This is a genomic window from Candidatus Saccharibacteria bacterium oral taxon 488 (assembly GCA_013099195.1).
In the GTDB taxonomy this organism is placed as follows: Bacteria; Patescibacteriota; Saccharimonadia; order Saccharimonadales; family Saccharimonadaceae; genus Nanosynbacter.
Genome location: CP039999.1, coordinates 534,998 through 561,030, shown reverse-complemented (window position 1 = coordinate 561,030; position 26,033 = coordinate 534,998). Strand labels below are relative to the sequence as shown.

The 26,033-nt window shown below is 51.5% G+C and carries 25 protein-coding genes; 23 read left to right on the top strand and 2 right to left on the bottom strand.

From position 1 onward, the window contains the following. Positions 1 to 25: 25 nt before the first annotated feature. Positions 26 to 619 (top strand): hypothetical protein, encoded by a 594-nt coding sequence (locus FBF28_02950; GenBank protein ID QJU08506.1) that lies wholly within the window; start codon positions 26 to 28, stop codon positions 617 to 619. Between the two features lie 12 nt (positions 620 to 631). On the opposite strand, the gene FBF28_02945 is transcribed toward FBF28_02950, so the two are convergent. Next, positions 632 to 1,474, bottom strand: coding sequence for a phosphate acetyltransferase (locus FBF28_02945; GenBank protein QJU08505.1), 843 nt, complete (start codon positions 1,472 to 1,474; stop codon positions 632 to 634). Positions 1,475 to 1,494: 20 nt separating this feature from the next. On the opposite strand from FBF28_02945, the gene FBF28_02940 reads away from it, so the two are divergent. From FBF28_02940 to FBF28_02925, 4 genes are all read left to right on the top strand, one after another. Then, positions 1,495 to 1,932, top strand: a complete 438-nt coding sequence (locus tag FBF28_02940) for a GNAT family N-acetyltransferase (GenBank protein QJU08504.1) — start codon at positions 1,495 to 1,497, stop codon at positions 1,930 to 1,932. Between the two features lie 180 nt (positions 1,933 to 2,112). Then, positions 2,113 to 3,426 carry a hypothetical protein gene (locus FBF28_02935; GenBank protein QJU08503.1) on the top strand — a complete coding sequence of 438 codons (1,314 nt, stop codon included), beginning with the start codon at positions 2,113 to 2,115 and terminating at the stop codon, positions 3,424 to 3,426. A gap of 30 nt (positions 3,427 to 3,456) precedes the next feature. After that, positions 3,457 to 4,761 (top strand): hypothetical protein, encoded by a 1,305-nt coding sequence (locus FBF28_02930; protein ID QJU08502.1) that lies wholly within the window; start codon positions 3,457 to 3,459, stop codon positions 4,759 to 4,761. Positions 4,762 to 4,774: 13 nt separating this feature from the next. Beyond that, complete coding sequence (locus FBF28_02925; protein ID QJU08501.1) at positions 4,775 to 7,369, top strand: leucine--tRNA ligase; 2,595 nt, start codon at positions 4,775 to 4,777, stop codon at positions 7,367 to 7,369. 14 nt (positions 7,370 to 7,383) lie between these two features. On the opposite strand, the gene FBF28_02920 is transcribed toward FBF28_02925, so the two are convergent. Continuing rightward, entirely contained in the window at positions 7,384 to 7,848 is a 465-nt protein-coding gene (locus FBF28_02920) for a hypothetical protein (protein QJU08500.1), read from the bottom strand. Between the two features lie 348 nt (positions 7,849 to 8,196). Here FBF28_02920 and nusB point away from each other — a divergent pair, with 348 nt between their 5' ends. The 18 genes from nusB (at position 8,197) to FBF28_02830 (ending at position 25,992) form a co-directional block, all read left to right on the top strand. Continuing rightward, on the top strand, positions 8,197 to 8,652 hold the full coding sequence (gene nusB, locus FBF28_02915) for a transcription antitermination factor NusB (protein QJU08499.1): 456 nt from the start codon (positions 8,197 to 8,199) through the stop codon (positions 8,650 to 8,652). Then, positions 8,627 to 9,130 carry an NUDIX domain-containing protein gene (locus FBF28_02910; protein QJU08498.1) on the top strand — a complete coding sequence of 168 codons (504 nt, stop codon included), beginning with the start codon at positions 8,627 to 8,629 and terminating at the stop codon, positions 9,128 to 9,130. The genes nusB and FBF28_02910 overlap by 26 nt, the downstream gene beginning before the upstream one ends. Then, positions 9,131 to 9,847, top strand: a complete 717-nt coding sequence (rnc, locus tag FBF28_02905; protein ID QJU08497.1) for a ribonuclease III — start codon at positions 9,131 to 9,133, stop codon at positions 9,845 to 9,847. It begins immediately after the preceding gene. Positions 9,848 to 9,893: 46 nt separating this feature from the next. Next, positions 9,894 to 11,318, top strand: coding sequence for a pyruvate kinase (gene pyk / locus FBF28_02900; protein ID QJU08496.1), 1,425 nt, complete (start codon positions 9,894 to 9,896; stop codon positions 11,316 to 11,318). A gap of 12 nt (positions 11,319 to 11,330) precedes the next feature. Continuing rightward, positions 11,331 to 12,566, top strand: a complete 1,236-nt coding sequence (locus FBF28_02895; protein ID QJU08495.1) for a phosphoglycerate kinase — start codon at positions 11,331 to 11,333, stop codon at positions 12,564 to 12,566. A 16-nt stretch (positions 12,567 to 12,582) separates the two neighbouring features. Further along, positions 12,583 to 13,347: a triose-phosphate isomerase gene (locus FBF28_02890; protein ID QJU08494.1), complete on the top strand. Its 765-nt coding sequence runs from the start codon at positions 12,583 to 12,585 to the stop codon at positions 13,345 to 13,347. Between the two features lie 9 nt (positions 13,348 to 13,356). Further along, on the top strand, positions 13,357 to 15,489 hold the full coding sequence (locus FBF28_02885; GenBank protein QJU08493.1) for a hypothetical protein: 2,133 nt from the start codon (positions 13,357 to 13,359) through the stop codon (positions 15,487 to 15,489). Between the two features lie 5 nt (positions 15,490 to 15,494). Then, on the top strand, positions 15,495 to 17,585 hold the full coding sequence (locus tag FBF28_02880) for an ATP-dependent DNA helicase PcrA (GenBank protein ID QJU08812.1): 2,091 nt from the start codon (positions 15,495 to 15,497) through the stop codon (positions 17,583 to 17,585). Positions 17,586 to 17,627: 42 nt separating this feature from the next. Continuing rightward, positions 17,628 to 18,827, top strand: a complete 1,200-nt coding sequence (locus FBF28_02875) for a DUF348 domain-containing protein (GenBank protein QJU08492.1) — start codon at positions 17,628 to 17,630, stop codon at positions 18,825 to 18,827. 54 nt (positions 18,828 to 18,881) lie between these two features. Further along, on the top strand, positions 18,882 to 19,943 hold the full coding sequence (locus FBF28_02870; protein QJU08491.1) for a hypothetical protein: 1,062 nt from the start codon (positions 18,882 to 18,884) through the stop codon (positions 19,941 to 19,943). Further along, positions 19,944 to 20,732: a ribosomal RNA small subunit methyltransferase A gene (gene rsmA / locus FBF28_02865; protein ID QJU08490.1), complete on the top strand. Its 789-nt coding sequence runs from the start codon at positions 19,944 to 19,946 to the stop codon at positions 20,730 to 20,732. Next, entirely contained in the window at positions 20,696 to 21,460 is a 765-nt protein-coding gene (locus FBF28_02860; GenBank protein QJU08489.1) for a polyphenol oxidase family protein, read from the top strand. The genes rsmA and FBF28_02860 overlap by 37 nt, the downstream gene beginning before the upstream one ends. 27 nt (positions 21,461 to 21,487) lie before the next feature. Then, positions 21,488 to 22,216, top strand: a complete 729-nt coding sequence (locus FBF28_02855) for a methyltransferase domain-containing protein (protein ID QJU08488.1) — start codon at positions 21,488 to 21,490, stop codon at positions 22,214 to 22,216. A 214-nt stretch (positions 22,217 to 22,430) separates the two neighbouring features. Beyond that, positions 22,431 to 22,670, top strand: coding sequence for a hypothetical protein (locus tag FBF28_02850; protein ID QJU08487.1), 240 nt, complete (start codon positions 22,431 to 22,433; stop codon positions 22,668 to 22,670). Positions 22,671 to 22,766: 96 nt separating this feature from the next. Further along, on the top strand, positions 22,767 to 24,278 hold the full coding sequence (locus FBF28_02845; GenBank protein ID QJU08486.1) for a methionine--tRNA ligase: 1,512 nt from the start codon (positions 22,767 to 22,769) through the stop codon (positions 24,276 to 24,278). After that, the gene (locus FBF28_02840) at positions 24,278 to 25,099 is read left to right on the top strand and encodes a TatD family deoxyribonuclease (GenBank protein ID QJU08485.1); all 822 of its coding nucleotides are present in this window, start codon (positions 24,278 to 24,280) and stop codon (positions 25,097 to 25,099) included. Before FBF28_02845 ends, FBF28_02840 begins: the two co-directional genes overlap by 1 nt. A 13-nt stretch (positions 25,100 to 25,112) precedes the next feature. Beyond that, complete coding sequence (locus FBF28_02835; GenBank protein ID QJU08484.1) at positions 25,113 to 25,475, top strand: hypothetical protein; 363 nt, start codon at positions 25,113 to 25,115, stop codon at positions 25,473 to 25,475. A gap of 13 nt (positions 25,476 to 25,488) precedes the next feature. Further along, positions 25,489 to 25,992 carry a hypothetical protein gene (locus tag FBF28_02830; GenBank protein QJU08483.1) on the top strand — a complete coding sequence of 168 codons (504 nt, stop codon included), beginning with the start codon at positions 25,489 to 25,491 and terminating at the stop codon, positions 25,990 to 25,992. Positions 25,993 to 26,033 lie beyond the last annotated feature (41 nt).

The window sequence follows — 26,033 nt, the reverse complement described above, 5'->3', positions numbered from 1 at the left end:
AAACCAGTGCTACAGCCACACTAAAATGAGAGGTGCTATAATCGGCCCCATGACAAAACACATCAATCTCGTCACTGGTAATCCGCGTAAAATTGAGGAGGCAACGGCTACGCTGAGCCAATACGACATAGCGGTGGAGATTATTAATCTCGATATTGATGAGATCCAGCACCGTGATCCATTGAAAATTACCGAGGCTAAGGTTCGGACAGCGTACGAGAAGGTTGGCAAGCCGGTTGTTGTTAATGATAGTAATTGGGAAGTGCCCGCGCTCGGCGGCTTTCCCGGTGGTTACATGAAGGATGTTGCGCACTGGTTGGCGCCCGAGGATTTTTTGGCTTTGCTACGCGACAAAGATGATTGGCAGATTATTCTCCATGACATTGTCGCCTATTACGACGGGCATAATCTACAGACGTTTATCTTTGATCAGCCGGGGAAGTTTGTGGCTCCGCCACGTGGCAAGAGTGGCGCATCGGTCAACAAGATTATTACGATGGATGGTAGTAACGGCCTGACGATATCCGAGGTGTTTGATCGGCGCGATCAAGGCTTGGCGGTTGAGACTGATACGCTGCAGCAATGGCATCAATTTGCGCAGTGGTATATCATGCAGTAGTGTCGCTCGTTGCTATGAGTGCGCTTGCGCCATACTAGCAGTAACGAGTGTGGCGCCGATCACATCATCAACGCTAGAGCCGCGCGATAGGTCGCTGATTGGCCGAGCAAAACCCTGCAAGATCGGCCCGTACGCATGACCGCCAGCCAGATGTTCGGCTAACTTATACGCGATATTACCAGAACCAAGATCAGGAAACACAAGGATATTAGCCATGCCGGCAACCGGACTGTCCGGTGACTTTTTCTGGCCGATAGCGGGGACGATTGCCGCGTCTAATTGTAGTTCACCGTCAATGAGTATATCGGGTCGCCCTGTCTTGACGAGTTGCAACGCCTGGGTGACGAGCTCGACACTATCACCGCCAGCGCTGCCTTTCGTTGAATATGACAGCATAGCCACGCGTGGCTCCCAGCCAAGCGACGCCGCACTATTCGCTGAGGACATGGCAATCGCCGCCAGCTGCTCGGCGTTTGGCTGAATATTCATACCGCAGTCGGCAAAGAGCAATAAACCTTGTTCGCCGCCCTGAAACTGTGGGACGTCTATCACGAAAAAGCTGGATGCATATCGAACATCGGGCGCCAGTCCAACAATTTTCAGCCCAGCCCGCAGCACGTCTTTCGTTGGGTGATCAATCCCAGCCACCATAACGTCAGCCTCGCCGCTCGTTAGCATCGTTGCACCGCGACTGATGGCGTTCTCTTCCCCATCAAGCAACACTGGCTGCGCTGCGCCGCTTTCTTCTAGTACGCGTGCTGCCTGCTGGATGATGTGATTATCGCCCTCAGGAAATACCACGCGTGGCGGATTTGAAGCTAAAATTTTTGCTAGGTCTCGTATGTGCTGATTCATGGGTATAGTATAATGGAAGCATGGACGAATTGACAATTGAACGAGCATCCCACATCACTGAATCTGATGTGGCAGACATTACCAACCTTATCGCGGCGCTTACCAGCAAGCCGCATCCAGCTGACACCAAGCTGTTGCAGCAGATTATCGACTCGCCGAGTCATGTGTTGCTGTTGGCACGGTTATCAGGCAAAGTCGTTGGCATGGCAACGGTGGCGTTATTACTGGGGCCAGCTGCTGGGCGTAAGATCTACCTCGACGATTTCGTTGCTGATCCGACTATCCAGGGCAGGGGCGTCGGCTCTCAACTCTGGGACGCTATCATCGACTGGGGTCGCGAGCAGGGCGCTTTGAAATTAGAATTCACGTCACGCCCAGAACGTGAAGCGGCGCAGCAATTCTACTTGAAAAAGGGCGCAGTCGTACGTAGCACTAACGCTTTTGCTAAGGAATTGTAGATAAATATCAGGTAAACCCCTTGTGCTTTTTAATAAAAAAGCGCATAATATCATTAGAGCTGGTACGCATAGGGGCGTTTCCTATGCTGCCATCCAAAACAAACACATGAAATTGCCCCGGGTGGGCGCGTAACAGCTCTTTTTTGTTCGTCAAGTGGCGCGTTTGACGGCGCTTATGGTATGATAAAGGGGATGTTCAAGAAGTCGTTTGAGAAAAAAATGATACGCTATGTCCGGCAATTTTTTGCCGACCATGCTGACGTCAAGTTGATCGCAGTGACCGGGAGCGCCGGTAAAACGAGTGCCAAAACGGCGATCGCCACTGTGCTATCGCAGCAATTTGCTGTCGCCATGCACGCTGCTGAGCCAATGTCGCACTTGCAAACCCTTCTACAGATTATGGGTGTGCGCTATCCTGAGAATCGTCCGGAGGAGAAGTGGGGATTTTGGCACCGCCGCAAGATGATGCGAGCTGTCAAAAAGCGTGCTCGCGCTGAGCATCCTGAAGCTCATGTCATCGTCCAAGAATTCAGCCCGATGCAGCCTGGTTTTAACGCGTGGTTTCAGCAGGTTATTTTGCCGGACATGGCCGTTGTGACGTCGGTAACCTCTGGCCGCATGCGGGTTGAACATACCGTCGAAGAGGTGGCTGGCGAGATGCTAACATTGGCGAATAATGCTCGCTTTGCGGCCATTAACCGCGATGATATTGACGGTCGATTTGCCGCGTTTTTGACAAATCCCCAGATGACGACATATGGCACTAGCGAGGTCGCTGAGTATTATTTTGAGCAGCATGATTTCTCGCTGGAGCACGGTTATGTCGGCAAGATTATCGGCCCGGAATACCCTGATGGCATCGCGGTGACGCTGCCGCTGCTTGGTGAACATAATCTGCGGCCAGCCGTCGTGGCGATGCTCGCTGGGGTGCGGATGGGTATGACGAAAGAATTGATTGAAAAGGGCTTGAGCCAGTTAGGCCCGCTGCCGGGTCGGATGCAAGTGCTTCGCGGTGCGGATCAGACGATTTTGATTGACGATAGCTATAGCTCATCACCACTGACGGCATTGTCAGCACTACAAACGCTGTACAGTCTTGAGGTGCCGCAGCGTATCGTGGTGTTTGGTAACATGAATGGGCTACGCAAGGATACACAGGCCGGTCATGCGAAGCTCGGCGCTCAGTGTTCACCAGACGAGCTGGATTGGGTAGTGACCGTCGGTGAGATGGCTAATCAATACCTAGCGCCAGTAGCACGTCGTCGCGGCTGTCAGGTCAAGGAGTGTCGTGATGCGCTGATGGCCGGCGGATTTGTGCGCGAAAAACTTCATGCGGGCGGCGTGGCTCTCTTCAAAGGTTCAAGTGGCGGTGTTTGGCTCGAGGAAGCGCTTAAAATTAACCTACACAGCACTGAGGATGAGAAAAAATTGGTGCGCCAGTCACCTGATTGGATTAAGCGAAAAAATGAATTTTTCTCGCGCTTTCGCGGATAGTGATACAATGAAAGTATAACGAGGAGGAATATGGACGACAAGGGTACGAATAGCAAGAAAACACCAGCGGATAAAGCCGCTGCGTCAACACCGCCGGCAGCGTCGCAGTCGACGGTCACATCAAGCTCATCACAGTCGACAACGACTCCGCCTACACAGGCTGATCAGCCGGCATCGTCGTCCTTGCGCCCGCCGATCATGAATTCGGTTATGCCGCCAAAAAAGAAAACTGGCCTCATCATCGGTATTATTACCGGCTCGGTTGTATTGCTGCTAGCTATCGCTGCGGTACTGTTGTACTTTTTCTGGTGGCAAGATCCGCAGAGGATGGTAACTGATGCAGTGGTTAATTCATTCCAGACCAAAAGGGTGGTTTCCTCGGGCAAACTCGTCATGAATCTCGGCAATGGTAATCGTATTGACGTCAAGCTCAAAGCCGCTACCGTCCCGCCAAAATCAAAAACCGAGGCTACCATTACATTAGCGATCAACGGCATGGAGATCCAGCAAGACGTCATCCTCACAATGGTGGCTGATGGCAAAGGTACGATTTATATCAAGAGCGAACATCTAAAAGATATCGTGCGCCAGATGGTAGAGACGATTATCAAGGCTCGAAGTCGGGGGATGCTACCAGATACGCGGTCGACGATGATACGCGACCAGATCCTCAAACAGCTTGATGAAAAACTTAACAAAATTGAAGGCAAGTGGCTTAAGGTATCATTTGATGAGCTTGGAGCATCACGTACAAATAAAGACACGTGCTCTCAAGAAATCTTTGATTTGATCAATACTGACCAGCAGGTGCGTAGCGAACTGATCAACGCGTATCGCAAAAACAGCTTTGTGACGGTCAAAAAGGACGCTAAGATCGAGCCGCGTGACGGTGCGCCTGGCTTTGAAATTGATTTAGCTTCGGACGGTAAAATGTCAGACAAACTACGCGCATTTGTCGACTCCCTAGGGGATACAAAACTTGGCAAGAAAATCAAGGAATGCTATGGTGACAAAGTATTCAATACAGCAAATAAAACTACGTCGTCAAAGAGATTGCCCACTATACGCATCTGGGTCGATCCGTGGTCGCACCAGCTTAAAGCGATCGAAATCAAGGCGCACGGCTCAGATGGCGACAAGGATCGGAATCTCACTATAGACATGACGTTCGACTACAGTAAGTCAGAGCAAATTGATATACCGTCAGACGCCGATAATCTTAAATCAGTACTTCAGGATTTTGCCGGCTCATCACCAATACCGCCGCCGTTTGCTAGGGGTGGTGCCTCCACGGATGAGAACGATGAAGACACCGACACTAGCGTCGAGAGATGATATACTAAGGAATATGAGACGCTACAATCCGACGGAAATTGAGAAAAAATGGCAAGATAAATGGGAGGCTGACGGTACCTATGTCACTGACCTTAGTGATACAATGCGCCCAAAGTACTATAGTCTCAGCATGCTTCCTGGCATCACTGGCGCGGGTATTCACATCGGTCACGGTCGGACGTTTCAATTTGCTGATATTAAAGCGCGCCTTAAGCGCCAACAGGGCTATAATACTTATCATCCAATTGGCTGGGATAGCTTTGGTCTGCCAGTGGAAAACTATGCCATCAAGGTTGGTAAAACGCCGCGGGTAGCACATGACGAAGCTAAGGCTCATTTCATTGCTCAGTTGAAGCGCCTCGGCTTTAGTTATGATTGGTCAAAGGAGATTTCTACTGCCGACCCTGAGTATTACAAGTGGACTCAGTGGATTTTTACGCAGCTATACAAGCACAATTTGGCGTACCAGAAGGAGCAGCTACAATGGTGGTGCGATACCGACAATACGGTGCTAGCTAACGAGCAGGTTGAGGGCGGCAAATGTTGGCGCTGCGGCAATCCTGTCACCAAGCGCAACCTCAAGCAGTGGTTTTTCCGTATTACGGCCTATGCCGATGAGATTTTGGAGGCGACTGACGACTTGGATTGGACGGAAATGGTCAAAACTATGCAGAAAAATTGGATCGGTCGGTCGGTCGGTGCGGAGGTTGAGTTTGCGGTTGAAGGCTGCGACGATGTCATCACTGTTTTCACTACGCGCCCTGACACGCTGTTTGGTGCGACGTATGTGGCACTGGCACCAGAGCATCCGCTAGTGTCTCAGCTGGTTAATGCCGACACGCGTGCTAAAGTCGAATCGTACGTTCAAGCGGCGCAGAAAAAATCCGACGTCGAACGCCAAGAAAATAAAGATAAAACAGGCGTCTTTACTGGCAGCTATGCCATCAATCCAGTCAACGGCCAGAAATTACCAATTTGGGTGGCGGATTACATTCTCGGTGGCTATGGCACTGGCGCAATTATGGCGGTGCCGGCGCATGATGAACGTGACTTGGAATTTGCCGAAAAATTTAATTTGCCAGTAGTGCAGGTGATTGACAAGCCAGAGAATTCGGCGGATGCAGGCTGTTACACGGGCGAAGGCGAGTTGATTAACTCGGGCGATTTTGATGGCCTGCGCAGCGAAGAGGCTCGCGAACAGGTGGTAGCCTGGCTGGAGCAACAGGGCTTGGGCCGGAGTAAGACTACCTATAAAATGCGCGATTGGCTGATTTCTCGCCAGCGGTACTGGGGTGCGCCAATTCCAATGGTGCATGTTGATGGTTTCGGGCCAATTGCTGTGGCTGATGAATGCTTGCCAGTGATTTTGCCAGAGGTCGAGAATTTCAAGCCAACGGGCGGCAACACCTCGGTCCTAGCGCAAGTTGATGATTGGGTGCGCGTGTGGGTTGACGTCGAGACGGGTAAAACCGCGCCGATTACTGAGCCAAAGCCGGCGGGCGACAATTGGCATGAAGGCCGACGCGAAACTGATACGCTGGACGGCTATGCTTGTTCCAGCTGGTACTTCCTGCGCTATCTCGATCCGCACAATGACGCCGAAGCGTGGAATCCAGCGCGCATTAGTCACTGGATGCCGGTCGATTATTACAACGGTGCCGACCACGCGGTAGCGCACCTGCTGTACAGCCGTTTTTGGATGCGATTTTTCTATAAGCTTGGCTTGGTGCCGACGCCAGAACCATTCAAGCGGATGATGTACAATGCCTACATCATGGCGCCGGACGGTCAAAAGATGAGTAAGTCCAAGGGCAATGTCATCGATCCAATGGAGATTATGGACAGTGGTTACGGTGCCGATGCGCTGCGTGTTTACGAGATGTTCATCGCGCCGTACGATATGGATGCACCGTGGGATCCGCGTGGCGTGCCGGGGACGTATCGGTTCTTAAACCGAGTGTGGAATGTGGTACAGGAGTTTGTTGAGGCGGCTACATTACCTCCTCTGACAGAGGCTGTGAAGTGTTCGCGAATAGCGGACACTTCAGCCGAACGCTCGCGAGAAATCTCCAGTGGAGATTTGAGCGAAGAGTGTACTCTGGAAGAGGATGGTGGTGTAGTCGCGGAACTACTTCGCCTCACTCATCTCACTATCAAAAAAGTCACTCGTGACATCGAGGATGAGAAGTTCAATACAGCAGTGGCGGCGATGATGGAAATGGTCAATGGCCTATACAAGCTCAAGGAGTCGCACGGTATTCAAGCATCGGAAACATGGCGGTTTGCCCTAGAAAGCTTGCTGCAAATCTTGGCGCCATTCGCACCGCACATTACTGAAGAGTTATGGCAGGAACTCGGTCATGCTGACACCATTCACGTCAATCACTGGCCAAAGTGGGATGAGAAATATCTGGTGAGTGATACGATGACGATCATCGTTCAGGTCAATGGCAAGCTTCGATCACGACTGGAGCTGCCGGTTGATGCCGATAAAGAGGCGATTGAGCAGCGGGCGCTGGATGATGAAAAAGTTCGTGCCTATCTCAATGCCCGGGCACCGAAGAAGGTGATTTATGTGCCGGGTAAGTTGGTGAATATTGTTGTCTAGATGTATTAATACTGCTAAGTACTAAGTAGGGAAGCTTCTTGGCTGTTAATACATACGAGGTTGTCTTTGTTGTTGGGATCTAGTCCTATTCCGGGCATGGCTTGGCCAGCAGTGCTTTCGGTTATGCAAATCCACGGTCCACTATTCGGGTTGTCATTACGCCAGGCACCATCGGTCACAGCGACCGCTAGTTTCCCTGTTGACTCAAAAGTTGCTAAAAGGTTATCATCGGTGACTCCGCCGGTATCGCGTATTTGGGCGCCGCCTTCCACGATAAGGGTTGCGGTATCGGCAACATGATCCATTGATTCCTTCTCGGCACTACCTAAGTGCTGGGCGGTAAGGTTACACCCAAATGTAACCATTGCCACGCCTACGGCCGCAGCGCCCACTTTAGCTAATGTGCCGCGCCGCCTCGCTGCCTGCTCTGGTGTTTTTGGAGTTGTCTCAGCGATCCAGTTGTGTAATAAATTGCTCATCGTAAAATATCCTTGCTTAGTGGTTGGGTATGATGTCTTTAATAATATCATAAACACTTAATAAAGTCAATAACTCACTGCCACCACCTTGTATCCCCTTGAGAAATCTATCAAAAACCGGTATAATGAAGCCCAAGTGTTACGATAAACTGAAATAAAGGAGATTTTTCTATGGCACAACCAAAAAAGCAGAGCAGTCCGCGCAAGACCGGTCTGCGTCGCAGCCACTTGGTATTGAAATTAGCACGCCGCGTCAACGGGACGTCACCAGTGAAAGTCAAGACGACCAAACGCGAGACTGGTAAGAAGAGCACAAAATAAACTAACACGAACAGGAACGTTTTTGTCATGGCTTCAAACCGTCACTTGGGACGAATCGTCGCATTGCAGACGTTATACGAGATTGAGTTTCGCCAGGAGGTTGGCGACAGCGAGGTTGACGTCACTGATATATTGACGCGCAATCTCGAGAAATACAAATCGTCAGTTGATGATGTTGAGTTTGTGCGGGGTTTGATCGATGGCGTTACCGCGCACAAGACAGAACTTGACGATAAGCTTCGTCCGCTGGCGCCAGAATGGCCGATTGAGCAGATATCGCGAATTGATCGGACGGTGTTGCGGCTCGGGCTGTATGAATTATTGTTTTCTCGGGCAGTGGTGCCGCCAAAGGTGGCCATCAACGAAGCAGTGGAACTGGCAAAAACGTTTGGTTCGGATAACTCAGGGAAATTTGTGAACGGTGTGCTCGGCACAGCGTATCGCTCCCTTCAAGAGGATGCCGATGAAGACAAGCAGCTTTGATCATATCAAGAAATATTTTGGCGGTCGCAAAAAACCGTCGATCCAGGAAATAGTTCGCGAGCCAACCGCCGGCGGCGTGGTGTTTCGACGTAATAAAAAGGGTGATGTTGAGTTTCTACTTTATCAAGACGCGCGGGATCGCTGGACCATTCCCAAGGGCCATGTTGAGCCGGGCGAGACAGCACAGGCCGCCGCCAAGCGTGAGGTTGGCGAGGAGGCTGGCCTCAAGAATATCGAGGTATGCGGCTGGCTGGGCAAAATTAATTTTCGCTACCGCCGGCTTGATAAATTAGTACTGATTTCGCAGCAAGTATACCTGATGAAGGCGCTTGATCCGGACGAAAAACTACAAAAAGAAGACTGGATGAATGGCCTCAAGTGGTTTACCTTTCATGAGGCGCTGGATGAGATTGAGTATGAGGATATTGGCAAGTTAATTCTGCTCGCTATGAAACGAATCAGGCAGGAGAATCTATAGATGAGCGGGATGAATACGGCGCCGTATCAGGAGTTTGCGCGTGAGAAGTTGGGGTTTGAGTTTAATAATTTGGATCTGTTGATTACGGCTTTGACGCATCGTAGCTACGTTAATGAACACAGAAAATCAGTCCACGAGCATAACGAGCGGTTGGAATTCCTCGGTGATGCGGTATTGGAGCTCGCGGTAACGGAATATTTGTTTACGCACTTTTCTGAGCCGGAAGGAGTTTTGACGGCGTGGCGGGCGGCGTTGGTGCGCACGGAAAGTATCGGCGATGCAGGCGATACCTTGGGTTACGGGCCGCTGATTCGCATGTCAAAGGGTGAGAAAAATGGCTCGGATCGGGCGCACTTGCAGATTTTAGCCAATGCCTTTGAGGCGGTGATAGGTGCGATTTATTTGGAGCGTGGCTTTGACGATGCGCGCGATTTTATTCATAAACATATCATCGTTAAGTTGGACGGAATTTTGGAATCAGGTAGCTGGCGTGATCCGAAGTCGTATTTGCAGGAAATTTCTCAACGCGTCGATGGCCAGACGCCAGTATATAAAGTTTTGGGCGAGGAAGGTCCAGATCATGATAAGGTATTTACGCTTGGGGTGTTCGTCGGTGAAACGATGATGGGGCGCGGCGTGGGTCCGTCCAAGCAGGTGGCTCAACAGCAAGCCGCCCGCCAAGCAATCGCTCGATATCGGGCAGCTAATTCTGAATAGTGATTATATCTTTTCTCAGCGCCTAACCGGTGTTATAATTAAAAGGATGAGTAACACAATTTTTAAACGTACCAAGATCCTAGCGACTGTCGGTCCGGCAACGATGAGTCAGGATAAAATTAGTCAACTTATGCAGGCCGGTGTCAACGGCTTTCGTCTGAACTTTAGCCACGGTAGTTATGATGAGCGGCGTGAGCAAATCGACTGGATTCGCACAGCCAGTCATGAGCAGGGTAAACCAGTTGCCATTCTCCAAGACCTTCAAGGTCCAAAAATCCGCCTCGGCGTTCTCAAAGACAACATGCTGACGGTGCGGGCTGGTGATGTGCTGACGCTTGATTCGTCGATTACAGAACACGATGGAAGTTTCAATCTGCCTGTCCAATATAACCTCGCCGAGAAAATGAAAGTTGGCGAGCCGCTATATATGTTTGATGGCAAGATCAAGTCGATCGTTCGTGAAATCGCTGGTCCAACGGCCATCACGGTGGAGGTGCAGAATGACGGATTTTTGATGAGCCGTAAAGGGTTGAATCTGCCAGATACCGATTTTGGTGGTGACATCTTAACGCCAAAAGATATCGCCGATATTGAGTGGGCGGCTGGTCAAGATTTTGATTATGTGGCGCTCAGTTTTGTGCAGACAGAGGACGACATTATTGATTTACGCTCGCGGCTGACAGCGCTGGGATCGGATGCGTATATCATTGCTAAGATCGAAACGAAATCAGCAATTGCCGATGAGCATCTGGAGGAGATTGTCAAGGCAAGTGACGGTATCATGGTGGCGCGCGGCGACCTAGCGGTTGAGGCCGGGGCAGAGATCGTGCCAGTTATTCAGCGGCGTATTATCGCTCTTTGTCGTAAATATTCTAAGCTCAGCATCGTCGCCACGCAGATGATGGGCAGCATGGTTGACAATCCTGAGCCATCTCGCGCTGAAGTGAGCGACGTTGCCAATGCGGTCATCCAGGGTGCCGACACGGTGATGTTGTCGGATGAAACGGCCAACGGTAAATATCCGATCGAGACAGTGCAGGCAATGCGCCGGACGATTATGTACACTCAGGAGCACAGTGATGTCATGGCGGTTGAGTCGAGTGAGAAGCGCCGCAAGCATGACGCGCTGCTCAGTTACACGGCGGCGCGGTTGGCTACTGAACTTAAGGCGGGAGCAATCATTGCTGAGACTAGCACCGGTGTAACCGCGGTGAATGTCGGTGCCTTTCGACCGAATATGCCGATTATTAGCGTTACTGATAGCCAAAAAACGGCCCAGAAATTAGCGTTAAGTTACGCCACGCGCTCGTACGTTCGCCCAAGTGGTCTCGGTTCGGCGAATAAGTTAGCGGAGGAATTAAAGGCCGAAGGTTACTTTGGCGAGGATCCAGTGACGTTGGTATTGGTCAGCGGCCATCAACCAGGCCGGCCGGGCAAGACTGACAATATCCAGATCCGGACAATGGAGTAGGACGAGAAAAGGGTGGGCAGATTTTTCAAGCAAACAATTCATGACGTTAATCTCCGCGGGCTGACCGTCCTGGTGCGGGTTGATTATAATGTGCCCTTGACTGCGACTGGTGGGATTGCCAGCGACTTACGAATTCGCGCTAGTTTGCCGACTCTGCGCTATCTATTAGAGCAACGCTGCAAGATTGTTTTGATGAGTCACCTCGGGCGGCCAAAGGGGGCCGACCCGGCATACAGCCTGCGTCCAGTGGCACGTCGACTGGCTGAGCTGCTCGGGCGGCCGGTGCAGTTTGTTGATAGCTGCGTCGGTGATCAGCTACGCCAAGCAGTGCGGCATATGGCGGCCGGCGACGTGCTGATGCTAGAAAACCTGCGGTTTTATGATGAGGAGTCGCGTGATGATATGGTGTTTGCTAGGGCCATTGCTCGGGCAGTGCGGCCGGATTATTTTGTGCAGGATGGTTTTGCGGTGGTACATCGAGCTCACGCCAGTACCCATGCGATTACGCTATACGTGCCGGGGCTGGCCGGTGATCTACTGGTGCACGAATATACCGCGCTAACCGCAGCGATGTCGCGTCCGGCGCGGCCACTGGTGGCAATTATCGGTGGCGTGAAGATTGCTGATAAGATTGCGCTGATCGAGCGGCTGATTGATAAAGCCGACACGATCCTTATCGGCGGGGCGATGGCCAACACCTTCCTCGCCTATCGCGGCCATAGGATGGGTCACAGTACAGTTGAGCCGGATCAAGAGCAAGTGCTGGCGGCCATCTACCGCCGTGCTGCCAAGAAGGTCGGTGATGAGCAGGTCGATCAGTTCTTGCGGCTGCCCAGTGATGTGGCGGTGGCGTTGTCGCCAGAAACGGTAGGCGATCGTCGTGAGGTGTCAATTGATGAGATTGGCGAGCATGAGATGGCGCTAGATATTGGTGCGGAGACGACGGCGCAGTTTGCTTCAGTGATTGCCTCGGCAAAAACAGTCATTTGGAACGGGCCGCTGGGGTATTCGACTAACTCGTTGTTTGCTCGGGGGTCGGCCCGGATCGCCGAAGCCATCGTACAAAATCACGGCGTTACCTCAATCATTGGCGGCGGCGATACGGCGGAGTTTATCCTTGGGTGGGACGGACATGACGGCAAGCAATTTTCGCATATTTCTACCGGTGGCGGAGCCAGCCTTGAGCTAATGAGCGGCAAAAAATTACCAGGTGTGGAAAGTTTACTAGACGCACACGGACTAAAATGATACACTAAACATAAGCATTATGACGCGAAAAACACTCATTATCGGCAACTGGAAGATGAACCTCACCATGCATGAGGCCAGTTTGTATTTACATAAGCTGATGGAGCAGCTGCCGGTACGCCGCGACGTCGAGGTGGTGGTGGCGCCAACGATGCTGACACTGCAAAGTTTGAGCTTGCAAATCAAGCGTCGGATCGTCAAGCTCGCTGCCCAGAATTGCTACTGGCGCGATCATGGTCCGTACACCGGCGAGGTGCCAGCGGCACATCTACATGGTATGGTCGATTATGTCATGATTGGTCACTCCGAGCGGCGACATATATTTATGGAGAGCGACAAGGATATTCGTTTCAAGGTGCAGGCGGCACTGCGCAATCGGCTTCAGCCGATTCTCTGCATTGGTGAAACGGCACACGAGCGGACGCTAGGCGAAACGCGCGAGGTGCTCCAGGATCAGATTGTAAATGGCCTGGCAAATATCACAGCCGAGGAGATAGACCATGTGGTGATCGCCTACGAGCCAGTATGGGCAATCGGTAGCGGCGAGTATGCGCAGCCGAGTGACCTTGCCAAGGTGCTCAAGGTGATTCGCCAGCAAATCACGCATTTATTTGGCAAGGAAGCAGCCGAGGCGGTACGCGTGGTGTATGGCGGCAGTGTCTCGGTTGATAATGCTAGTGATTATCTCGCAGTGGCGGGACTTGATGGACTGCTGATCGGTGGAGCGAGTCTGGACGCATATCAATTTACGGAGATAGTAAAGAAGGCGCATAAAGAATAGGGGGGGCTTATGTCAGACATTGATTTTGACGAACTTGATCGGGCGGTGACGTCACTGATGCAGAAACGGGCAGAGAAAGAAGCGGCTCAGCAGGCGGCCGGTGTTGATACGGACGTGGCGACGTCGACGGCACCCGCGGCTAGTACTGCTGAAAATACGGTGAAGGCGTCGTCGCCTGAATCTGTTCAATCTAGCACCCCCGCTTCTCAGCCTGAACCAGCGACACCTCCGGTCGCGCCGCTAAGCCCTCAACCCAAGCCAGTTGCGCCGCAACCTGCGGTGTCATTATCAACGCCACCGAGCGCGCCAGTGGCTACCGCACCGCAGCCGATTGAGAAGTCTGAACCAACATCAACGCCGCCGTCGCCACTTACGTCACCGTCTTCGTCGGTAGCACCAGCAGCCCCTGCTCCGTCAGCCCCACCATCGCCTGCCACCACGCCATCAACGCCGATTCCGCCATTGACCATCAAGCCGCTAACGCCTCCGTTGCCGACCACTGCACCGACAGCGACGCCAGCACCGCTGTCGACGCTCGTGTCTGCGCCTGCATCTCCAACTTCAGCCATGGCAACCGTACCCGCATCCGAGTCAACAAGTACCGATACGAGCAAGCCACCAGCCCCGGCCAAGACAACACAATCATCAGCCTCATCGGACACTCCAAGTGCGCCGCCAGCGGCTGCAGCAACACCGGCGCCGACTGCTGTCCCGATTTCTGTTACAAAGCCAGAGCCAAAGCCTGTCTCGAAGCTGACGCTCGAGCCGATACCGTCGTTCAAGACAACCTCGTCGCCTGTCTCGCCGTCGCCTACCTCGACACCAGAACCACCGACTCAGCCAACAACCTCGGAGGCTAATAATGACCAGCCGCAAGATGAGCCACAGAGTGAATTATCAGCCTCGCCACAGAAGCCATCTGCCGAGGTAACTTCACCGTCGACGGAAGCCAATGGATTTCCGCACGCCGCCTCGGAGACTAAACCAGCCGTGGTATTTCCAGATATCAAAACACCAGCTAAAAAGGCGGATGACCAGGCTGCCTCAGACGCACCGCAGGATAAAGTGACCGATACGTCAGCAGCAAAACCAACTGATGATTCTTCAGATACAAAACATGATGACGAGCCGGCCGTTGCTCCACCACCAGCTATTTCGCGTCGACCGTCTGGTCGCTTTATGGACGTTGTGCATCCGTCGTCTGTCATGCGTGGACACGGTATTCATCAGCCGCGCACCGGCGTGACGCTGCAGCCGACTGGCTCGTATCTCTCCGGTCGGACTGGTAATGACGGCCAGCGGGGCGTTAACATGACTGAACATGCTGAGGACGCGTCAAGTGACATGATGGCGGATGATAACACTGCTCGCTCATCGGCAGCTGATCGCGAGATTAAGCGCCGACCACCACGCCTCGTTCTGCAGCCCGATCCATCGCACGTAGCTGAAGGTCTGACGTCAGACAATGTGTCGCTCAATACCAAAGATGTACCCGACTATGAATCGATGGCCAGTGAGGCTGAGGCCAGTACCGACAGTGCCTTTATCGAGGAAGGTTTACTGGCGGAGGACGCTCCGGCTAAGGCAGCTGATAGTGAAGGGCTAACCATGGATGAGCTGATGGCTGATGATGATCATCTGGTGACGGATGCGGAAGCCGGAGACGAAGTAGCAGAACACTATGATGAGGCGGCTGATACTAACATCACCGCTGACCGTACGAGCCTCGAAGCGACCATTGATGAAATTGAGGCCAGCGAGGTCGGGGAGCAGCTCGACGCAAATGCTTCCTCGGTAGATGTTTCGTCCAAGCAGTCCGTCGCTGATACATCGGAGCTAGACAGCGAGCTGATGGCGATCGAGTCGATGGATGAGAGTGGCGCTGAGATAGCTGGTGATGAGACGCCACGCCGACCGCACACTCCGGGCGATATTCCTCAGCAGTACACCGCCGGTGATGAGATCGCACCAGATCCAGAGCCAATGTTTGATGCGGCAGCCAGCCAGCCAGCCAGCGGGGAAGCACTTCAGCCTGATAAGAAAAAATCCGGCATCGGGACGATTCTATTGATCATTCTTTTTGCCCTTATCGGCGTTGGCGGCGGTGCGGCAGTGTACTTTTTCCTGCTATACTATAAGTAATGGACATCCTATCTGAGCTCAATCCTGAACAGCGGCGAGCCGTCCAGCATGATGGCGGGCCGCTGCTTATTTTGGCGGGAGCGGGGAGCGGTAAGACAAAAACCTTAACACATCGCATCGCCTATCTGATCAGCCAGCAAGGGATTTTTCCCAGCCGCATCTTGGCGGTGACCTTCACCAACAAAGCTGCTCGAGAGATGCGCCAGCGCTTGGCTGATATGCTGGGTGAAGACGCCTCGGATCGACGGTTTATGCCATGGATGGGGACATTTCATAGTATTTGCGTGCGGCTGCTGCGGATGGATGGGGTGTCAATTGGCCTTAACCGTAATTTTATTATTTATGATGAAGATGATCGGCTGGGCCTGATCAAGCAGTTGATGAAATCGCGCGGGCTGACGGATCGCGACCTCAAGCCGCGCCGTATCGCCGCGGCTATTTCTGCGGCAAAAAATGACATGCTTTTACCCGATGAGTATATGATACAGGCGGTCGGCCCCGTCAAACAGCAAATAGCCGAATTATTTGCCGCCTACGAGGCCGCTATGCATCGGGCTGGGGCGCTCGATTTTGATGATTTACTGCTCAGGGCGGTGGAGCTACTGCGCTCCTCGCCTGACATTCGCCACAAATGGCAGCAGCAATTTCGCCATATTCTCATTGATGAGTATCAAGATACCAACGCGGTGCAGTATGCGCTGATCAAGCTGCTGGTCGGCCCAGAGCGTAACCTCTGTGTGGTTGGCGATGATGCCCAGTCGATTTATAGTTTTCGCGGCGCGGATTATACCAATATTCTTCATTTTGAGCGTGACTTTCCGGGCGCAGCGGTGATTAAACTAGAGCAAAATTACCGTTCAACGGGCGCGATTTTAACGGTGGCAAATAACTTAATCCAACATAACACCCAGCGCACCGACAAGAGCCTGTGGACAGAAGCAGTTGGCGGGATGACACCGCAATTATGGCGACTGTACAGCGAGGCCGAGGAGGCACAGGCAGTGGCTGACGAAATTCATCGCCAGGCTAGGATGGGTCGAGCCTATAGCGACATAGCAGTACTGTATCGCACCAATGCCCAGAGCTACGCCATAGAGCGCGCACTGCGTCAACGGCACATCCCCTACAAAATTGTGGGCGGTCTGCGGTTTCTGGATCGAGCAGTCGTCAAGGATGTGCTGGCTTATCTCAGGTTGTTGTATCAACCTAGCGACCGCGTTAGCTTCGCGCGGATTGTCAATCTGCCAAAGCGCGGTATCGGCGCAGTGAGCGTGGCGAAATTTCTCGACTGGACCGATCAGTCGGGTCGGAATATTATTGAAGGGCTAGTGGTGGTTGATGAGGCCGAAAGTTTGACTGCTCGCGCCAAGCAGTCACTGCGGGCATTCGGTCAATTGCTGCAAAAATTACAACAATTACTGAATGACGCACCGGCCGAGGTTATCGAACAAATTATTGAGCAGACTGGCTACGGCGAGGCAGTGAATGACGGCAGTGTGCAGGCCGAAGAGCGGCTGGAGAACCTCGGTGTTTTGGTAGCTGAGGCGCGCGCCTATGCTGACGTGTCGACATTCCTCGAGGATATGGCATTGATGTCATCAAGCGATGGCCAAGCGGATCAGCAGGTCACCTTGATGACGCTACACGCTGCGAAGGGTCTGGAGTTTCCGGTGGTGTTTATGACTGGCTTGGAGGAAGGAATCTTGCCGCACGCACGGGTATTTGACAGTGGCAAAGCGGACGACATTGAGGAAGAGCGCCGCCTCTGTTACGTAGGGATAACGCGGGCCCGAGAGGTGCTGTTTGTGACCTGTGCTAGTTCACGGACGCAGTTCGGTCAGATCGGCTATAATCTGCCGTCGCGATTTCTTGATGAGATGGGGCTGATGAGCGGTGGCCTGGATGCGCCTGCCGCGCCGCCAGCTGATGACGTGTTTTATGATGACATAGGTCTCGAGGTTGGTGATCGGGTGCGAAGCCCACAATTTGGTGCGGGTGAAGTGGTGGACGTTGATGGGATGGCGGTGACGGTGCAATTTGCTGATGGTAATACGAAAAAGCTTAATGTAGAATTCGCCAGATTAGAGAAAATTTGATATAATACATAGCAGTTTGTGGCGCTGCCCACGAGCGAGATTATGGAAAAGAGTTTATCTATTCGCTACCATTCAAAGAAGATTTTTCTATTGATCGGTTTGCTCGTACTTGGAGTGACATTGATCCAGCTAGCGGATGCTGCACTGGCGCAGGGTACCGAGCGTCCATCACGGAGCGACGGCCAGCGTCTGATGAGCGTCTATGATAAGGGAGTCGAGAAAACAATTATCACTCGGGCAAAAACGGTGCGCGAGGCACTGAAGGCGGCGCGGATTGAGGTTGACGAGCGGCGAGATGTAGTGGAGCCAGCACTTAACGAGCAGTTGGTCGCTAGCTCGTATAATGTTAATATCTTTCGGGCTCGACCGGTAACGGTAGTCGATGGTAGGGCGCGTATTCGGCTAACCACGGCGGAGCAAACCCCGGCGGCGATCGCCAAAGCGGCGGGGATTAAACTCTATAGCGAGGATCTTGTCGATATTCATGCCGCCGAAAACGTGGTTGCCAGCGGCACGAATGCGGTCTTGACCATCAAGCGGGCCACGCCACTACAGCTCAATCTCTACGGGTCTGTGGCTGAAGTGCGCACCCACGCGAAAACCGTTGGCGCACTGCTCAAGGAAAAGCATGTCCAGCTGGCCAGTAACGATACCGTATCAATGCCGCTCGAGGCGCCGATTACTAGTGGGATGCGGCTGGATGTTTGGCGCAACGGTAAGCAGACGATCACAACTGATGAAGATGTCGCTTTTCCGGTCGAGACAGTGCGGGATGCCAATCGCGAGACGGGTCACAAGGAGGTGAAAGAGGCGGGCGAAAAGGGCCGGCGAACCGTGACCTATGAGATTGAGGTGCAAAATGGTAAGGAGGTGAGCCGTCGGGAGATTGCTAGCCAAGTAATAAAACAGCCTAAAAAACAAGTTGAAATTATCGGTACGAAGAATGCGGCTATGCCATATACTGGTGGCGGCAATAAAGATCAGTGGCTATCTGCGTCAAATATCCCGCGTGACCAATGGGGTTATGCCGAGTGGCTGGTGCAGAAAGAAAGTGGCTGGAATCCAAATGCTCGCAACCAGAGCGGTGCCTGCGGTCTCGCACAAGCGTTGCCATGTAGTAAAGTACCAGGAAATCCGCTCAACCCAGTCGATTCACTAAATTGGATGCATGGTTACGTGATGGGGCGATATGGTTCATGGGAAAAAGCGGTGGCGCACAGCAAGGCCAGAGGGTGGTACTAGTAATTATTAGATAAATATGGTATAATACGTCCGTTAATTAGGTACTAGAGCAGAATGATGAAATGGTGGAAATGGCACATAGAGAAAGGCTGGCGGCCGGTTGTTCTGCTGGGCTGCTTCATGGCTTTCGTGGCTGGTACGGTTGGCTTACTGCTATCTCAGCCTGTCCAAGCACAAGATAATCACGCCCAATCGTCAGCGGAGCGGCTGGTGACGATTCGCGACCGCGGCCGCGAGCAGACGATCATGACCCGAGCACGCACCGTACGCCAGGCGTTACAGCTGGCGCGGGTGACGGTTGATGAGCGGCGTGACGTTGTTAAGCCAGACATTGATATGGAGCTGACAGGAACAACATTTACGGTGATAATTTTTCGAGCTCGGCCGGTAACGGTCATTGATGGTTCGCGGCGCTCACATATTACCACAGCGGAGCAGACGCCGCAGCGAATCGCCAAAGCGGCGGGGATCACGCTATATGTCGAGGATAGGGTTGAATTTATGACGAGCGATAATATGCTGCTGGATGGGACAAACGTGCTGATGAACATTACCCGTGCGCCGCTGCGAACCGTGACCGAGGAGGTTGACGTTGACTTCCCAGTGGAGCAGATCAAGGATGCGAATCAGCCGATTGGTTTCAAGGAAATTAAGCAGCTGGGCGAAAAGGGTATTCGTACCGTGACCTACCAGGCCCAGGCCGAGCGCGGTGTTGAGATCAGCCGTAAGGAAATAAGTAGCAGTATCAGTAAACAGCCTAAAAAGCAAATCGAAGTGATCGGCACCAAGCCGAAAAATCCATTAACGAAGTCAAAGGGTGCGCATATCTTTACTGATTCACGCGGCGTGGCGCACCGCGAAACTTACTATGACCTGCCAATGAATGTCGTGATCAATGCCTGCGGCGGCGGTGGCTACACGGTGCGGGCGGATGGTGCCAAGGTGGATAAGGACGGTTATATTTTAGTAGCGGCAAATTACGGTAATTATCCGCGCTGCTCAGTGGTAGAAACCAGCATGGGGCCTGGTAAAGTGTACGATACTGGCGGGTTTGCGACGCGGCATCCGCATGGATTTGATCTGGCGACTGACTGGACGAACGGAGACGGACGTTAGATGGCATCAGCTCGTGGGCCGAAAAAAGAGTTAGGCCAGCATTGGCTGCGCAACCCAGAGATTTTGGCGGAAATTGCCGAGGCGGCGGAGCTGAGTAAGGATGATGTGGTCTTGGAAATTGGGCCGGGACTTGGTACCTTGACCAGCCGATTATTAGCGCGAGCCGGACGGGTGGTAGCAGTAGAATTTGACAGGGATTTGGCGCGTAAGTTGCCGGGGCAATTTCCTGGCAAAAACTTGGAAGTTATCAACGAAGACATCTTGCAATTTGATTTGAACCAGTTGCCGGCTGGTTATAAAGTAGTTGCCAACGTGCCGTACTATATCACGAGCAAAATTGTTGAGAAACTGATGACGGCGGAAAATAAACCACATGTAGTGGTGCTACTGGTACAAAAAGAAGTCGCCCAGCGCATCGCGGCGGAGCCTGGTGAAATGAGTATTTTAGCGGTTAGTGCGCAGCTATTTGCCGAGGCAGAACTCGATATTGAAGTGCCGCGGCAATTCTTCACGCCGCCACCAAAAGTTGATTCGCAGGTGGTGGTATTGAGAACTCGCACCGAGCCGCTGGTCAATCCTAACGACCAAAAAGATTTTTTCCGTGTCGTCAAAGCCGGTTTTTCGGCTAAGCGTAAAAAACTGCGCTCCAGCTTGAGTGGCGGGCTAGCTATTAGTAAAGATGCTGTCGAACAGTTGCTAAAAAAGGCTGACATTTCACCCGATGCTCGTGCTGAAGATCTGGCGATTGAGGATTGGCAGCGACTGGCGCGAGAATGGCGGGCGCGATGATTGCGGCAGATCAGCCCACCTGCTTTCTGTCTGACTTGTTGGTTGCGGTTTCGTCGAAAGACGACGGTACCATGCTTGATCGTGGTCGTCACGGAGCTGATATACTGGAGAATCGGCGGCGGTTTTGTGACCAACTTGGTGTTACCTATGACGATGTTGTCTATCAAGTGATTTCATATGACCAATCACAAACCTTTGATAGTATCGCCGAAGTTGCTGAAACCGACACGACACGATATAACAGCGAAGGTATTTTTGCTGACGCGCTCTATACCGAAGCGGCTGGCGTCGGTTTGTTGTTGCCAGTGGCGGACTGTATTGCTACAGTTATTTATGATCCAAAGCGTCGGGCGCTAATGCTGGCGCATTTAGGTCGGCATTCGACGGTCGCGCAGCTTATGACTCGGGCAGTTAAATATTTTGTCGAGCGTAGTAGCCAGGCGAACGATTTACAGATTTGGATGTCGCCGAGCGTCAAACAGGATAATTATCGTATGGATTATTTTCATCATACAAGCGATGTAAAATGGCACAATTTCTGCCGCCAAACAGCTGACGGAATTTATCTGGATATGCAAGGGTTTAATCGTTCGCTAGCCGTCCAGTCGGGCGTTCCTAGTGATAATATTTTCATTTCACCAATTGACACAGCAGACGATCGGCATTACTTTTCACACTCATCGGGCGATACGGCGGGACGAATTGCGGTGGTGGCAGTGATGGTATAGAATTAAGTGAGAGAACGGAGGACATTTATGGTAGTCAATCTAGAGAGCTACAGAGATATGCTCAAGCAACCGTGGGGTAAGATTCAGTATGAAATAACGTTTGCACAGTTGAAGCACCTGAAAGATTTAAAAATTTTGGATTTTGGTTCGGGCTTTGGGCTGGTTAGTAAGTTCTTGTCGACAAATAATGAGGTTGTTGCCGTTGAGCCCAACAGAGATATGCTCTATGCTGATAAGAAGGTTGCTTATGAGAGATTATTGGGTAGCATTGAGCGGTTGGTAGAATTACAAGAGAAGTCATTTGATGTTATTGTCTGTCATAATGTTTTAGAATATATTCCACCAGCCGATAGGGCAGCCTACCTTGATCAGTTTAAGCGCCTCCTTAAGGATAATGGGCGCATCTCAATTATAAAGCATAATCAAGCAGGTAAGGTTATGCAAAGTGTTGTCTTTTCGAATGATGTAGAGACGGCCCTCGGCTTATTAAGCGGAAAAAGTTTTCATGCTACTTCATTCACACAGGGTAGTACTTACACGATAGATGAGCTTTTAGCTATATCTGGATTACGGTTAGAAAAGTATATGGCAATCAGAACATTCTATGGTCTGCAGCCGAATGAATTTAAGTCAAGTGATGAATGGCTGGAAGAATTAACAAAGGTTGAACTGGCCGTGTGTGATTTGAAGCCATATAAAGATATTAGTTTTCTACAGCACGTGTGGCTCACGCGCCCCTCGGCTAACCTGCAATAAAGCGTTGAATGGTAATATTTGACAGGTTGCGCTGGATTATATTACGACGAAATGAAGAATAATGGAGCATTTGGGGGTAGATATGACAACGCAAGCAGAGGGCGGTACGAAGAAATCATTATTTAATAGTGTAGTCAGTGTTTTTGAGGTGAGTGATATCAAGGCTGCGATAGCTTGGTATGCGAAATAGCTCGGTCAACCTGATACTATACCAATGGAGAACACGGTCGAATATAAACTCACTGATGCTGCTTGGCTGCAGCTGACCGTTGAAGATGGTCCTGAGCCAAGCAAGGGATCACTAATACTTGGTATTGAGGATGCCCAGGCATATCGGTCTGAATTAATTGCATGTGGTATTGAAGTGGGTGAGGTAATCGACTGGGGAGTTGTTTTGGTCTTTGATATTCATGATCCGGATGGTAATCGAATCTCCTTTGCGCAAGAGCAATAAGATCTCAGTTACAGAGTAATTTTGTAGATAAGAAATCGACGAATTGCCACTGATCAATGGTGGCAATTACCCTTAAAAACTGCTATAATTCCCCTCATGACTAAACAACACGCCTACATCACTACTGCTATTCCTTATGTCAACGGTTTGCCGCACATTGGGCACGCCATGGACTACATGCTAGCGGATGTGTGGACGCGGTATCAGCGGCAAAACGGCCGCGAGGTGCGTTTCCAGACGGGCGTGGATGAACACGGCAATAAAATTGCTGCCAAGGCTGCCAGCCAAAATCAGACATCGCAAGCCTACGTCGATCAAATGCATGGCAATTTCCAGAACATGATTGCCGAGTTGAATATTTCAGCGACGGATTTTATCCGCACAACTGATCCGCATCACGTTAGCGCGGTGCAGTATATTTGGCAGAAGCTTGCTGCGGCTGGCTATATCTATAAAGGCACTTATGAGGGCTGGTATTGCCAAGGTTGCGAGGCGTTCGTCACTGACAAAGAAGCGGCTGAAAATAATGGCATTTGTCCTGATCATCAAGCGTCGTACCAGCGGCTGAGCGAAGAAAATTATTATTTTAAGACCAGTGCTTTTTCGGACAAAATTCGCCAGGCAATTGAATCAAACAAGATGAAAATTGTGCCTGAATTTCGTAAAAAAGAGTTTTTGGAATTGATGAAGGACGGACTGAAAGACGTGTCGGTTTCGCGTCCGCGCAAGAACCTTAGCTGGGGTGTGCCAGTGCCAGGCGATGACACGCAGGTGATGTATGTCTGGTTGGATGCGCTGAGTAATTACATCACTGTCATTGGCTATCCTGACCGAGCTGATGAATGGCAGGCGTTTTGGCCGGCAGATGTGCAGGTGATCGGCAAGGATATCCTTCGTTTTCACGCCGGGATTTGGCCAGCGATGTTGATGGCACTGGATTTGCCGCTGCCGAAAGTATTATTGGTCCATGGCTTTATCAACGTTGGCGGTGCCAAAATGAGTAAGAGTCTCGGTAATGGCGTTGGTCCGGTTGATATCATCCCGCACTATGGTGTTGAGGCTTTCCGCTATTATTTTCTGCGCCACGTGCCAACTCAGGATGACGGTGACTTTACTTGGGAGAAGTTTGAAGCGGCTTATAACGGCGAGCTAGGTAATGACCTGGGTAATTTGGTGCAGCGAGTGGCCAAGATGGTGCAGTCGTACCAAGCCGGCGTTATTGGCGATGCACCGCAGTCTGAACACGATATGGGGCCGTACCGTGCTGATATGGAGTCTTTAAATTTTAACCTAGCGATTGATGAAATTTGGCAGATTATCCGTTCATTGAATCAATATATTGAGCGCGTGCAACCATGGCAAGTTGCTAAAAAACGTGATAAAGACCCAGAGGCGGAAGCGCATTTGGGCGAGATTTTGGCGCATTCCTGCGGCACATTGCTTCAAGTCTCTGATATGCTTCGTCCATTTATGCCGCAAACTGCCGAGAAAATTCACGAGATGTTCGCCAGCGGTGTCGTGCCATCACAGCTGACGCCATTGTTCCCGCGCCTCCATCTCCATACAGCCGACCCACGTGTGCCAAAAGCAGAAACTCAAGGTAAATAATGGCAAGCCCGGTAGCGGAGAATAATACAGCGACAAATTTGCGTTTGATTGATTCGCATTGTCATTTGCACGACACTGAGTTTTTTGCGGACAATCGAGAAGAATTGTACCAGCAGTCAATTGCAGCGGGTATCGGTATGATTTGTGTTGGTACTGACCAGCGCAGCAGCCAGCAAGCAGTGGAGTTTGCCGCGAATCGCGACTACACTTGGGCGGCAGTTGGCGTTCATCCGCATGACAGCAAAGATGGCTGGAATGAGGTGGAGCAACTGCTTAAAAGCAGAGAGGATAATTCACCAATTGTGGCGATTGGTGAGATTGGGCTTGATTATTATTACAATCACAGCCCGCGCGAGGTGCAAATTCAGGCGCTGGAGGCGCAACTGCAGTTGGCAGTGGATTATAACCTGCCGGTTAGTTTTCATGTGCGTGATGGTGCACCTGATCAGCCGTCGGTGTGGGATGATTTTTGGCCGATTTTTGACAATTTTCATGGCCTGCGCGGTGTGCTGCATAGTTTTACTGATACGCGCCTCAATTTAGACAAGGGATTTGCTCGCGGGTTGTATGTTGGCTTGAATGGCATTAGCACGTTCACCAAAGACCAAGCGCAGCAGGAATTATTCGCCTCCATTCCGTTGGAACGATTATTGCTAGAAACCGACGCGCCGTTCTTGACACCGAAGCCATTTCGTGGTAAGCTGAATAAGCCAGAATATGTGGAGTTGGTGGCACGGTATTGGGCAGCGGAGCGCAAGCTAGTGCTTCGTGACCTCGAAAAGGTAGCGACCGATAACACGGTAAAACTTTTTGGCTTGTAAAAGTGGAGAGATAATGAATCAGCAGCCAAGACCAATCGCAGAAATGATGTCGATTCAAAAGGCGCGGGCCGAAGCGCTGGATTTGGCGACGCAAGCACACCCAGAGCGATCACAGCGAGTGGCGCCGCGTCTATCCGAAGCGGCGGTGCGCGGTAGTGCCGAGGTGGTGGCTGATACGGCCGAGCCGGCAAAGATATCGCTAGAGGAGCGACGAAGACTGGAGAGCTGGGTTGAGGAATGTTTGCAAACTGTTACAGCAATTGGTGAGCGCATTGGGGAGTATCGAATGAAGCATAATGCGATCGCGGCACAAGCTTTCGACGCGTCTGACGCCATGCCAAAGGATCATAGAAATAATTATAGACGAGCAGCCTGAAAGGAGGTGATTTATGCCAACGATTCTCAAAAAAGCCCTTGGTCTCGTCTTGGCGGATAACACGCGTCTTTCACGCTCATCTCAATCGGCAAAGCCGGCTCACGCCGCCTCGGCGCCAAAAGTCCCGAAATCGACGCGCTCACTACTGCGACTCACTCGTAAAGATCGGCCGCTGAAAAAATTGACTGAGCGCGAACTGATTCAACTGGAGAGTGAAATTGGTGCAACGATTTTTGGTGAAAAGCCGGCTCACGTCGTCCGACGGACGTTCTTTAACCTCGATAAAACGACGTGGATTTGGCACGAAGAAGTGATGAGCAAGGACGGCAAGCGTCATGAGCTGACGACGCGCTACGAGGTGCAGTCGAAGGGTATCTTGAAAATCCAGCCTAACTATCAGTATAACTATCTCGAAGGCCAGGAGCTACAAAACTTTGTGCTGGCGGTTAATGAATATCATGAACGGGTGGCACGCCAGCTATATAATCGCGATCCGAAAACTGGACAGTTGGTGTAGTCGCCGTCTGGGCTGCTTGGTATAATAGTATGTGTGGAATC

Coding starts and splice junctions, on each gene's coding strand:
- FBF28_02950 (QJU08506.1), top strand. CDS start 26: ATGAGAGGTGCTATAATCGGCCCCATGACAAAACACATCAATCTCGTC.
- FBF28_02945 (QJU08505.1), bottom strand. CDS start 1,474: ATGAATCAGCACATACGAGACCTAGCAAAAATTTTAGCTTCAAATCCG.
- FBF28_02940 (QJU08504.1), top strand. CDS start 1,495: ATGGACGAATTGACAATTGAACGAGCATCCCACATCACTGAATCTGAT.
- FBF28_02935 (QJU08503.1), top strand. CDS start 2,113: ATGATAAAGGGGATGTTCAAGAAGTCGTTTGAGAAAAAAATGATACGC.
- FBF28_02930 (QJU08502.1), top strand. CDS start 3,457: ATGGACGACAAGGGTACGAATAGCAAGAAAACACCAGCGGATAAAGCC.
- FBF28_02925 (QJU08501.1), top strand. CDS start 4,775: ATGAGACGCTACAATCCGACGGAAATTGAGAAAAAATGGCAAGATAAA.
- FBF28_02920 (QJU08500.1), bottom strand. CDS start 7,848: ATGAGCAATTTATTACACAACTGGATCGCTGAGACAACTCCAAAAACA.
- nusB (QJU08499.1), top strand. CDS start 8,197: ATGGCTTCAAACCGTCACTTGGGACGAATCGTCGCATTGCAGACGTTA.
- FBF28_02910 (QJU08498.1), top strand. CDS start 8,627: ATGCCGATGAAGACAAGCAGCTTTGATCATATCAAGAAATATTTTGGC.
- rnc (QJU08497.1), top strand. CDS start 9,131: ATGAGCGGGATGAATACGGCGCCGTATCAGGAGTTTGCGCGTGAGAAG.
- pyk (QJU08496.1), top strand. CDS start 9,894: ATGAGTAACACAATTTTTAAACGTACCAAGATCCTAGCGACTGTCGGT.
- FBF28_02885 (QJU08493.1), top strand. CDS start 13,357: ATGTCAGACATTGATTTTGACGAACTTGATCGGGCGGTGACGTCACTG.
- FBF28_02875 (QJU08492.1), top strand. CDS start 17,628: ATGGAAAAGAGTTTATCTATTCGCTACCATTCAAAGAAGATTTTTCTA.
- FBF28_02870 (QJU08491.1), top strand. CDS start 18,882: ATGATGAAATGGTGGAAATGGCACATAGAGAAAGGCTGGCGGCCGGTT.
- rsmA (QJU08490.1), top strand. CDS start 19,944: ATGGCATCAGCTCGTGGGCCGAAAAAAGAGTTAGGCCAGCATTGGCTG.
- FBF28_02855 (QJU08488.1), top strand. CDS start 21,488: ATGGTAGTCAATCTAGAGAGCTACAGAGATATGCTCAAGCAACCGTGG.
- FBF28_02850 (QJU08487.1), top strand. CDS start 22,431: ATGGAGAACACGGTCGAATATAAACTCACTGATGCTGCTTGGCTGCAG.
- FBF28_02845 (QJU08486.1), top strand. CDS start 22,767: ATGACTAAACAACACGCCTACATCACTACTGCTATTCCTTATGTCAAC.
- FBF28_02840 (QJU08485.1), top strand. CDS start 24,278: ATGGCAAGCCCGGTAGCGGAGAATAATACAGCGACAAATTTGCGTTTG.
- FBF28_02835 (QJU08484.1), top strand. CDS start 25,113: ATGAATCAGCAGCCAAGACCAATCGCAGAAATGATGTCGATTCAAAAG.
- FBF28_02830 (QJU08483.1), top strand. CDS start 25,489: ATGCCAACGATTCTCAAAAAAGCCCTTGGTCTCGTCTTGGCGGATAAC.